The sequence below is a fragment of the Mycobacterium sp. UM_WGJ genome (assembly GCF_000455125.1).
Taxonomy (GTDB): domain Bacteria; phylum Actinomycetota; class Actinomycetes; order Mycobacteriales; family Mycobacteriaceae; genus Mycobacterium.
In genome coordinates, this window is record NZ_AUWR01000043.1 from 65,250 (window position 1) to 75,647 (window position 10,398).

Genomic DNA, 10,398 nt, shown 5'->3' on the forward strand with positions numbered 1-10,398 from the left:
GCTCTCGGCCCCCATGCTGTCGCCTCAGATCGTTGTCACACCACTAGATTCACCAACCGGCCGGGCACCACGATCACCTTCTTCGGGGCGGCACCGGACAGGAATGCCTGCACCTTGTCGTCGGCCAGGGCAGCGGCCTTGATCGCGTCGCTATCGGCATCGGCGGGCACCGTGACCAGTCCGCGCTTCTTGCCGTTCACCTGCACCGGGTAGTCGACGGTGTCGGTCACCAGGTAGGCCGGGTCGGCCACCGGGAAGGGGCCGTGCGCCAGTGAGGAATCGTGGCCGAGTCGCCGCCACAGTTCCTCGGCCAGGTGCGGAGCCAGCGGCGCGAGCAACAGCGCCAGCGGCTCAACCGCCGAGCGCGGAACCCCTTCGCGATGCTCCTTGGTCAGGTGGTTGGTGTACTCGATCAACTTGGCAGCCGCGGTGTTGTTGCGCAGTGCCGCATAATCTTCCGACACCCCCACGATGGTGCGGTGCAGCAGTCGCAGGGTCTCGGTGTCCGGTTCGCCGTCGAGCACCCGGGTCTCACCGGTCTCCTCGTCAACGACCAGCCGCCACACCCGCTGCAGGAAGCGATGTGCGCCGACCACATCTTTGGTGGCCCACGGCCGCGACATGTCCAGCGGGCCCATCGACATCTCGTAGACCCGCAGTGTGTCGGCGCCGTAGCTGTCGCAGATCTCGTCCGGAGACACCGAGTTCTTCAGGCTCTTGCCCATTTTGCCGTACTCGGCGAACACTTCCGTGTCACCGTCAGCGCCCGGCAGATAGAACTTTCCGTCACGCTCCACGACGTCAGCTGCCGGCACATAAGACCCGCGGGAGTCGGTGTAGGCGGCAGCCTGGATGTAGCCCTGGTTGACCAGGCGGCGATAGGGCTCGCGCGAGCTGACGTGCCCGAGGTCGTACAGCACCTTGTGCCAGAAGCGGCAGTACAGCAGATGCAACACCGCGTGCTCGGCGCCGCCGACGTAGAGGTCCACGCCGCCGGGATCATCGGGTCCGTGCTCGGCGGGCCGCGGGCCCATCCAGTAGGCCTCGTTCTCCGGCGCGCAGAAGCGTTCGGCGTTGTGCGGGTCGGCGTAACGCAACTCGTACCAGGAACTTCCGGCCCACTGCGGCATGACATTGGTGTCACGGGTGTAGGGCTGCAGTCCGTCGCCGAGGTCCAGCTCGACATGCACCCAATCGGTCGCCTTGGCCAGCGGGGGCGACGGTTCGCTGGACGCGTCGTCCGGGTCGAACAGCACCGGTGAGTAGTCGGCGACGTCGGGCAGCTCGACCGGCAGTGCGGCGGAGTCCAGCGGGTGCGCGCGGCCGTCGGCATCGAAGACGATCGGGAACGGCTCGCCCCAGTACCGCTGGCGGGCGAAAAGCCAGTCCCGCAACTTGTATTCGATGCGCGCCCAGCCGCGGCCCTGAGCCTCCAGCTGTTGAGTCATCGCCTTCTTGGCGTCCCCGACGGCCATGCCGTCCAGCGGTCCGGAATTGACCAGAGTGCCATCGCCCGCGTAAGCGGATACTGAGATGTCGCCGCCGGCAATGACTTCCACCACCGGAAGGCCGAACTCGGCGGCGAACTCCCAGTCACGCTGATCGTGCCCGGGAACCGCCATGATGGCTCCGGTGCCGTAGCCGGCCAGCACATAGTCGGCGATGAAGATCGGGACCTGCTGACCGTTCGCCGGGTTGGTGGCGTAACTGCCCAAGAACACACCGGTTTTGGTCTTGTTCTCCTGGCGCTCCAGATCGGACTTCGCCGCGATCGCCTTGCGATAGTCGGCGACGGCCGCGGCCGGCGTGGCGGCTCCGAAAGTCCAGCGTTGATCCACTCCGTCCGGCCAGGCCTCGACAGTCAGCCGGTCGACCAGCTCGTGCTCGGGGGCGAGCACCAGGTAGGTGGCACCGTAAAGCGTGTCCGGGCGGGTGGTGAAGACCTCGATACCCACCGTTGAGCCGTCGGTGGTGTTCGTAGCGAACAACGCCGCCGCACCGGTGGAGCGTCCAATCCAGTTGCGTTGCATGGTCTTGACCTTCTCCGGCCAGTCCAGCAGTTCGAGGTCGTCGAGCAACCGGTCGGAGTACGTCGTGATCCGCATCATCCACTGCCGCAACCGCTTCCGGAACACCGGGAAATTGCCGCGGTCACTTCGCCCATCGGCGGTGACCTCTTCGTTGGCCAACACAGTGCCCAGACCCGGACACCAGTTGACCATCGAGTCCGAGCGGTAGACCAGCCGGTGGCCGTCGATCACGTCGGCGCGCTCACCCGCCGACAGCTGCGCCCAGTCACGCCCGTCATCGAGGATGCGTGCCCCGGAGTCGAATTCGGCGACCAGGTCGGAGATCGGACGCGCCTTGTTCGCGCTGGTGTCGAACCAGGCGTTGTAGATCTGCAGAAAGATCCACTGCGTCCATTTGTAGAAGTCGACGTCGGTGGTCGAGAAGCTGCGCCGGCTGTCATGGCCCAGGCCGAGGCGGCGCAATTGCCGACGGAAGTTCTCGACGTTGGCCTCGGTACGGATGCGCGGGTGGGTACCGGTCTGCACCGCGTACTGCTCGGCGGGCAGGCCGAAGGCGTCGAAGCCCAGGGCGTGCAGCACGTTGTGGCCGGTCATCCGGAAGAAGCGGGCGTAGACGTCGGTGGCGATATAGCCGAGGGGGTGCCCGACGTGCAGGCCGTCGCCGGACGGGTAGGGGAACATGTCCTGGACGAACATCTTGTCGGCGGGAACTGTTGAACCGTCCGTCGGTGCGAGCGAGCCGACCGGGTTGGCGACGTTGAAGGTCCCTGCCTGCTCCCAGTGGTGCTGCCAGGTGTCTTCGATACGCCCGGCCAGCGTCGCGGTGTAGCGGTGCCGGGGTGCCTGGTCGCTGGATCCCTGGGTGGTCGGGGCTTCGTTCACCTCAACAGGGTAAACGGCGGTGTTTCTCGGTCCGATCGCCACAGCTTGGTATCAGTTGGATTGCGACCCGGTGAGGGCTTAGTTCCAGGTCGGTTGCGGCCCTGGCGATGCTGTTGGCGCGTGGCTACCGTCATTTCACGGCCAGGGCATCGCTGCCCGGCCCGCCCCGGAAGGACCCTGGAGATGACGAACACCGCGCACCGCTGGCGACTCCTCTTCGGCTGCGCCGCTGTCATGGCGGCGGGCTTGGCCGGTATCCCCGCCGTGGCCGCTGATCCGCTGGTCCCGGCACAGCCGAATCCCTACGGCCCCGCCGCCCAGCCGGCAGCGGCACCGGTGACCGGGCCGCTCGCGTCAGCGCCGCGCCCGATGGCTCCGGCGCCGGCGATCCCGCCGCCCGCGGTGGTGCCAGGCGCCCCGGCTGCCATCGCGCCGCCGAGCGGCCTCGTACCGGCGACCTCGGGCACCCTGCGCGACTACTTCGCGGCCAAGAAGGTGCAGTTGCAACCGCAACAGCCCGCCGGGTTCAACGCGTTCAACATCACCTTGCCGATGCCGGCTGGCTGGTCCCACGTGCCCGACCCCAACGTCCCCGACGCGTTCGCCGTGATCGCCGACCGGCGCAGCGGGTCGCTTTACACCCCCAACGCCCAGGTCGTGGTCTACCGGCTGGACGGGCAGTTCGACCCGAAGGAAGCGATCACGCACGGGTTCGTCGACAGCCAGACACTGATGGCCTGGCAGACCACCAACGCCTCCCTGGACGACTTCAACGGGTTTCCCTCGTCGATCATCGAGGGGACCTACCGCGACGCCGACATGACGCTGAACACCTCACGGCGCCACGTGATCGTGCCGACAGACGACACCGCCTACCTGGTGTCGCTGACCGTGACCACCGGCGCCGGTCGCGCGATCGGCACGGCTCCGGCGACCGACGGCATCGTCAACGGATTCCGGGTCGAGCGTCCCGGTACCAACCCGCCGCCCCCGGCCCCCAGCGGTCCGGTGCAATCGGGCACGGTGCGCCACCAGGTGGGCACCGCGCCGCCGCCGCTCGACGTTCCCCGCCCTCCGGTGGAGTCCGGCGTCATCCGCCACCAGGTGGGCACCACGGGCTAACCGCCCGGCTCGTATGGTGGACCCATGCTGATCATGGGTGTCTTGTGCCTGGTTGCGGCGGTGGTGTCGCTGGTGTTCGGAGTCCGAACGCTGGTGCGCCCGCTCACCGGTGACCCCGAACAACTGGTATTGCGGGCGGTCGCGCCCGCCCAGCTCGCCGTCGGCGTGATCCTGGGTGCGGGCGGTGTGCTGGTGCTGGCCGGCCCGTCGTCGATGGCGCTGCTGGCGTTGATCATCTCGATCACCGGGGCACTCGCCACGCTGGCCGCTGGGACCTGGCAGGGCGCCCGCTACGCGGCACGCCTGTCGGCTCAGGCCCACGCGGCGGCCGACGTCGGCTGTTGCGGGTCAGGCTGTTGCGGAGACAGTGCGCCCGTCGAGGAGGCGGGTTGCGGAGCCAGCTGCGGCTGCGGAGAGCCCGCGCCGCCGGAGCCGGCGCCCGGGTGCGGCCGCGGCTGCGGCTGCGGGTAAGACGCCTCCGTCGGCGTCGGCCGCCGACTCAGTTGCGGCTGATGTCGATCGGGTGGGTGGCCAACAGCGCCGTGGGCCAGGGCTGCCGGCGCAGCGCTCGTCCCCACAGGTCGACTCGCGGGGGGACCATCACATCTGACGGCAGCGCCGACAGCACGATCCAGTCATCGCGCTCGATCTCGCCCTCGAGCTGGCCGATGGTCCAACCGGCATAACCGGCGAAGATTCGCACACCCTCGACGTGCGGCGCGATGGTCTCGGGGTCCGCATCGAGGTCGACCATCACGAGTCGGCCGTCGATGTGCCGCAGACCGGGCAACCCGTGTGGCTCGGTGCCGACCCGCAACAGCCCGACGCACAGCGCGGCATCGCGTTTCACCGGCCCGCCGATGAACATCGTCTTGGGTTTGGCGGCCAGCTCCGACCACTGCGGGAGCACGTTGTAGACAGCTGTCTCACTGGGCCGGTTGAGCACCACGCCCAGGGTTCCACCGTCGTTGTGCTCGACCACATAGATCACGGTCCGGCGAAAGGTGGGTTCGAGCAGATCGGTGTTGGCCAACAGCAGCGTGCCGGCCCGTACCCGATGCGCAGCGGGCGCGACATAGTCCTCGGGGTCTTCGGGTTGGGCCATTTTTCCATCATGGCACCCGCCGCCGTCATTCGTGTTGAGCTGTGCCGAACATCGGCCGGCCCGCGATATTTGTAGGCTGGTTTGGGGCCGGTGCCGCGCCGCCGCCCGAGGCTGGAAGAGGTTCTGTGGTGGACAACCGCGCACCCGCGTCACTGTGGCGGTCGACGCGCGGCCTGCCCGAGTTCCGCAGACTGCTGGAACTGCGGGCCGCCAGCCAATTCGGCGACGGCCTGTTCCAAGCCGGACTGGCCGGAGCGCTGCTGTTCAACCCGGACCGAGCCGCCTCGCCGTGGGCGATCGCGGGTGCTTTCGCCGTGCTGTTTTTGCCGTATTCGGTGCTGGGGCCGTTCGCCGGCGCCCTGCTGGACCGCTGGGACCGCCGCCAGGTGATGGTGATGGCCAACCTCGCCCGACTGGTGCTGGTGCTCGGGATCGCCGTGCTGCTGGCTGTCGGTGCCGGTGACCTGCCGGTGCTGTGCGCGGCCCTGATCGCCAACGGATTCACCCGGTTCATCGCCTCCGGGCTGTCCGCGGCGCTGCCACACGTGGTGCCGCGCGAGCAGGTCGTGACGATGAATGCCGTGGCGATCGCGACCGGTGCGGTCGCCGCCTTCTTGGGCGCCAACTTCATGCTGCTACCGCGTTGGCTGATCGGTTCCGACGACCGCGGAGCGGCATCGATCATCGCGGCCGTAGCCATCCCCGTCGCCATCGCCCTGGTGCTCTCGCTGCGCTTCGAAGCCCACGTGCTCGGTCCCGACGACACCAAGCGGGCAGTCCACGGCTCGGTGCTGTACGCGGTGACGACGGGCTGGATGCACGGCATCCGGACGGTGCGCGACCGGCCCACCGTGGCCGCCACCCTGTCCGGACTGGCCGCGCACCGGATGGCCTTCGGCATCAACACGTTGGTGGTGCTGGTGCTGGTCCGGCACGTCGGGGAACACACGGTGTCTGGCCTGGGCACCACGGCGTTGTTCGTCGCCTCGGCCGGGGCCGGGTCATTTCTGGCCACGGCGCTGACCCCGCCGGCGGTGCACCGCTGGGGCCGCTACGCCACCACCAACGGCGCCCTGGCGGCGGCTGCGGTCATCCAACTGGCCGCCGTCGGGCTGTACCTGCCGGTTCTGGTGTTGTGCGGCTTCCTGCTCGGAGTCGCCGGGCAGGTGGTCAAGCTCTGTGCCGACACCGCCATGCAGATCGACGTCGACGACGCCCTGCGCGGACACGTCTTTGCGGTACAGGATTCGCTGTTCTGGGTGTCGTTCATCCTCGCTGTGGCCGGCGCCGCGGCGGTGATTCCCGCCGACGGGCAGGCGCCGTCGCTGATCGTGGCCGGCACCCTGCTGTACCTGGTCGGGTTGGCCGGTCACGCGTTCATCGGGCGGCGCCGCGAACCGGTGGGCTTAAAGTACGAACATGGCCGAAACTGAATCGATCGTCGCGGATCTGATTGCCGAAAGCGACGAGCTCGACGCCCTGGTAGCCGCGCTCGCCGACAGTCAGTGGGGCACGCCCACACCGGCGACCGGCTGGTCGATCGCTCATCAGATCGGGCATCTGCTCTGGACCGACCGGGTGGCGTTGACCGCGATCGTCGATGAGGCGGGTTTTGCTGCCACCCTCGCCGAGGCGATGAAGGATCCGGCCGGATTCGTCGACGCCGGTGCCGCCGAGCTGGCCGGGCTGCCGCCGGCCGAGCTGCTGGCGGAGTGGCGCTCCACGCGCGCGCAGCTGCACGAGGAGCTACTCGGTGTGGCTGACGGACGCAAGCTGCCGTGGTTCGGCCCGCCGATGGGCGCCGCTTCGATGGCCACCGCTCGGCTGATGGAGACCTGGGCGCACGGCCTGGACGTGGCCGATGCACTCGGCGTGCGCCGCCGGCCTACGGCACGGTTGCGGTCGATCGCGCATCTGGGTGTGCGGACCCGCGATTTCGCGTTCACCGTGCACAACCTGGCCCCGCCGGCCGAACCGTTTCACGTGGAACTACACGCGCCCGAGGGCGGCGTGTGGGCATGGGGTCCGGTGAACGCCGAGCAGCGGGTGACCGGAGCCGCCGAGGACTTCTGCTTTTTGGTCACGCAGCGGCGTGCGCTGGCTGATCTTGACGTCGTGGCCCACGGCGACGACGCGCAGCGCTGGTTGGAGATCGCCCAGGCCTTCGCCGGACCGCCCGGCCGGGGGCGCTGAGCGCGCCAGCGCGAAGCGAGACCCGGCCGCACCAGCTCCGCCGGGGGCGCTGAGCGCGCGGCTCAGAACCAGGCCAGTACTCCGCCGATGATCATTTCGAGCGAATTCAGTAGCGCCTGGAACATGTTCACGTCGGCGGAGTCGATCATGTGGTAGGTCGTGTTGCCGATCACGTCCTCGGTCGCACCCGCGATCTCGGTCGGCGTCAGGCCCAGGTATGCGAGGTGGTCGCTGAACATGCCGGCCATCTGCTGGCCGTTGTCCCAGTTCGCGAACCCGTCGCTGGACAGCGAGTAGACGTCCGTCGTGTACAGATCGCTCGGGGTCACCAAGCCGATGACCGAGTCGACGTGCATCAGCTCGGCGAACTGATAGACCATGTTGATCACGTCGGCGTGCCATGACTCCGGTATCCATTGCAGCAGCGTCGGCATGAATTCGCTCAGGAATCCGCCCTCCGCGGCACTGTCGCCCACCAACACGAAATGCAGTGCATCCAAAGGCATGTCGGGATACTGCTCATGGAGTTGTTCTGCCGCCAGCCCGGCTGCGACGTCAGCTTGCGAATATCCGAAAACGTAGAGCGGGTCTGTGGAACTGAACTCGCCATCGTTCCACCGCTGCGCGATCGCCTCGACCAGAATTTGGGTGGCTCCGCTGATGCTCGCGTTCAGGTCGTTGGTCTCCGGCACCTGAAGGAACGTCGCCGTGCCGTCGGGGGCGAATCCGTTGGGCACCAGGTACAGCTCCTTGCTCAGGTCGAGCCAGTCCTGGTTCATCGCCGGAATCATGACCAGGGCTTCGGCGGCCAGGCCGTACTGAAGGATCTGGTGATCGGTGTCCGGGACCGTCGCCGCGCCGCTCGCCGCTCCGATCAACGTCGGAGCGGCCACCAGTGGCGCCCCCAGAAGGGCGCCCACCCGCATCTTCTTCATTGCTGCCCTCCCCCCGTGGGTCGGCATACCCGGGGCGAAGTTGTCGCCGCGTTCAGTATTTCTGGAATCACCGTTCTCGGGTACCCCGCGGTGCTCGGCAATTCACAACGCGGTGGCGCCATCGGCGGCACCGTCACCATCGGCGTCGGTGAGCTTGACGTTCCACCGCCCGTCACCGTCGGTGTCGACGTAGGCGGCGCCAAAGCCGCCCCCGTCATTGCCGATCAGCACCCGGTCGGCCCGCCCGTCACCATCGGAATCCAGCAGCCGGTCATTGACCCGTCCGTCGCCGTCGAAATCCACCAGGGGACCGCCGGTGTGCTCGACGTTGTCGAGCCCCACCCAACGCAGCCCACCCGATCGATCCGCTGAGCCCGCCATGGTGCCGTGCCCCCAGGTGCCCGAGCCGTCATCGATGAAGGCGGCCTCCGCGGTGCCGTCGTCGTCGAGGTCGAGCAGCAGGTGGTCGGCTATTCCGTCCCCGTCGAGATCCACCAGCGCGTCGTCACGCAGTCCGTCGCCGTCGAAGTCGAGACTGATGGCATCTGCCAGACCGTCCCCGTCAAGATCCAAGTCGGGGGTGCCGGTCCACATCGTGGCCGCCCCATCACCATCGCCCAGGCAGTAATCCATACCTGCTCAGACGCGGTGCTCCGACTATCGGTTCCCCTGCGTCTGCCACCACGACAGCAACTCGGCCGTCGCCTCCTCGCGCGTCAACGGGCCGCGCTCCAGGCGCAGCTCCTTGAGATAGCTCCATGCGCGGCCCACCTGCGGACCCGCCGGGATGTCGAGCAGCTCCATGATCTCGTTGCCGTCCAGGTCCGGCCGCACCCGCTGCAGGTCTTCCTGCTCGGCCAGGGCTGCGATCCGCTCTTCGAGCTGGTCGTAGCTGGCCTGCAGGCGCGCAGCGCGCCGCTTGTTGCGAGTAGTGCAGTCCGCCCGGACCAGCTTGTGCAGCCGCGCCAGCAGCGGTCCGGCGTCGGTGACGTAGCGCCGCACCGCCGAGTCGGTCCACTTGCCGTCTCCGTAACCGTGGAACCGCAGGTGCAGGTAGACCAGCTGCGACACGTCGTCGATCATCTGCTTGGAGTAGCGCAGCGCGCGCATCCGTTTCCGGGCCATCTTCGCGCCCACCACCTCGTGGTGGTGAAAACTGACGCCTCCGTCAGTTTCGTGCCGGCGGGTGGCCGGCTTGCCGATGTCGTGCAGCAGGGCCGCCCAGCGCAGCACCAGGTCGGGGCCGTCATCCTCCAGGTCGATCGCCTGACGCAGCACGGTCAGCGAATGCTGGTAGACATCCTTGTGTTGGTGGTGCTCGTCGATCGCCATCCGCATGCCGCCCACCTCGGGCAACACCACATCGCCCATCCCGGTGGCCACCATCAGATCCAGGCCGGCCACCGGGTCGGCGCCTACCAGCAGCTTGTCCAATTCGGCGGCCACCCGTTCAGCGGTGATACGAGCGAGCTCTGGCGCCATGTCCTCGATCGCGGCACGCACCCGCGGCGCCACCGTGAAGCCGAGCTGGGACACGAACCGGGCGGCGCGCAACATCCGCAGCGGGTCGTCACCAAAGGAGTTCTGCGGCGCGGTCGGTGTGTCCAGAACACCCGCCCGCAACGCCGCCAGGCCGCCGAGCGGGTCGAGGAACTCCCCCGGCCCGGATGCGGTGATGCGCACCGCCATCGCGTTGGCGGTGAAGTCTCGGCGCACCAGATCCTCTTCGAGCGAATCCCCAAAGCGCACTTCGGGATTGCGGGACACCTGGTCATACTTGTCGGCCCGGAAGGTGGTGATCTCCACGCGCTGCCCGGCCAGCGTTGCGCCCACCGTGCCGAACTCGATGCCGGTGTCCCATATCGCTTCGGTGCGTCCGCGCAGAATGCGCTGCACCTGCTCGGGGCGCGCGTCGGTGGTGAAGTCCAGGTCCGGGCTCGGCCGGCCCAACAGCGCGTCGCGGACCGATCCGCCGACCAGGTAGATCTGCTGGCCGGCTTCGGCGAACATCGCGCCGAGGCTGCGCAGCAACTCGGCGTGCCGGTTCAGCGCGACGGCCGCCGTGGTCAGCAGGTCGGCGTCTTCATGGGCTTCAGGCACGTTCGATGAGCTTAGCGGTGGTCGCGAGGAC

General features: G+C 68.2%; 9 protein-coding genes. 4 read left to right on the top strand and 5 right to left on the bottom strand.

The features are described from left to right. Positions 1-35 precede the first annotated feature (35 nt). Positions 36-2,912, bottom strand: a complete 2,877-nt coding sequence (leuS, locus tag N416_RS21695; protein WP_036458062.1) for a leucine--tRNA ligase — start codon at positions 2,910-2,912, stop codon at positions 36-38. 183 nt (positions 2,913-3,095) lie between these two features. On the opposite strand from leuS, the gene N416_RS0114055 reads away from it, so the two are divergent. Both N416_RS0114055 and N416_RS0114060 read left to right on the top strand, forming a co-directional pair. Continuing rightward, positions 3,096-4,034, top strand: a complete 939-nt coding sequence (locus N416_RS0114055; protein WP_024442742.1) for an LpqN/LpqT family lipoprotein — start codon at positions 3,096-3,098, stop codon at positions 4,032-4,034. Between the two features lie 24 nt (positions 4,035-4,058). Further along, positions 4,059-4,505, top strand: a complete 447-nt coding sequence (locus N416_RS0114060) for a hypothetical protein (protein ID WP_024442743.1) — start codon at positions 4,059-4,061, stop codon at positions 4,503-4,505. A 28-nt stretch (positions 4,506-4,533) separates the two neighbouring features. Here the strand turns inward: N416_RS0114060 and N416_RS0114065 are convergent, their stop codons facing one another. Beyond that, complete coding sequence (locus N416_RS0114065; RefSeq protein WP_024442744.1) at positions 4,534-5,139, bottom strand: YqgE/AlgH family protein; 606 nt, start codon at positions 5,137-5,139, stop codon at positions 4,534-4,536. 125 nt (positions 5,140-5,264) lie between these two features. Here N416_RS0114065 and N416_RS0114070 point away from each other — a divergent pair, with 125 nt between their 5' ends. Both N416_RS0114070 and N416_RS0114075 read left to right on the top strand, forming a co-directional pair. Continuing rightward, positions 5,265-6,572, top strand: a complete 1,308-nt coding sequence (locus N416_RS0114070) for an MFS transporter (RefSeq protein WP_024442745.1) — start codon at positions 5,265-5,267, stop codon at positions 6,570-6,572. Continuing rightward, positions 6,559-7,332 carry a TIGR03084 family metal-binding protein gene (locus N416_RS0114075; protein ID WP_024442746.1) on the top strand — a complete coding sequence of 258 codons (774 nt, stop codon included), beginning with the start codon at positions 6,559-6,561 and terminating at the stop codon, positions 7,330-7,332. The genes N416_RS0114070 and N416_RS0114075 overlap by 14 nt, the downstream gene beginning before the upstream one ends. 62 nt (positions 7,333-7,394) lie before the next feature. On the opposite strand, the gene N416_RS0114080 is transcribed toward N416_RS0114075, so the two are convergent. The 3 genes from N416_RS0114080 to N416_RS0114090 form a co-directional block, all read right to left on the bottom strand. Next, positions 7,395-8,267 (bottom strand): PE-PPE domain-containing protein, encoded by an 873-nt coding sequence (locus tag N416_RS0114080; RefSeq protein ID WP_024442747.1) that lies wholly within the window; start codon positions 8,265-8,267, stop codon positions 7,395-7,397. Positions 8,268-8,369: 102 nt separating this feature from the next. Then, the gene (locus tag N416_RS0114085; RefSeq protein ID WP_024442748.1) at positions 8,370-8,900 is read right to left on the bottom strand and encodes a hypothetical protein; all 531 of its coding nucleotides are present in this window, start codon (positions 8,898-8,900) and stop codon (positions 8,370-8,372) included. A 24-nt stretch (positions 8,901-8,924) separates the two neighbouring features. Further along, positions 8,925-10,367: a CCA tRNA nucleotidyltransferase gene (locus tag N416_RS0114090; RefSeq protein ID WP_024442749.1), complete on the bottom strand. Its 1,443-nt coding sequence runs from the start codon at positions 10,365-10,367 to the stop codon at positions 8,925-8,927. Between the last annotated feature and the right edge of the window lie 31 nt (positions 10,368-10,398).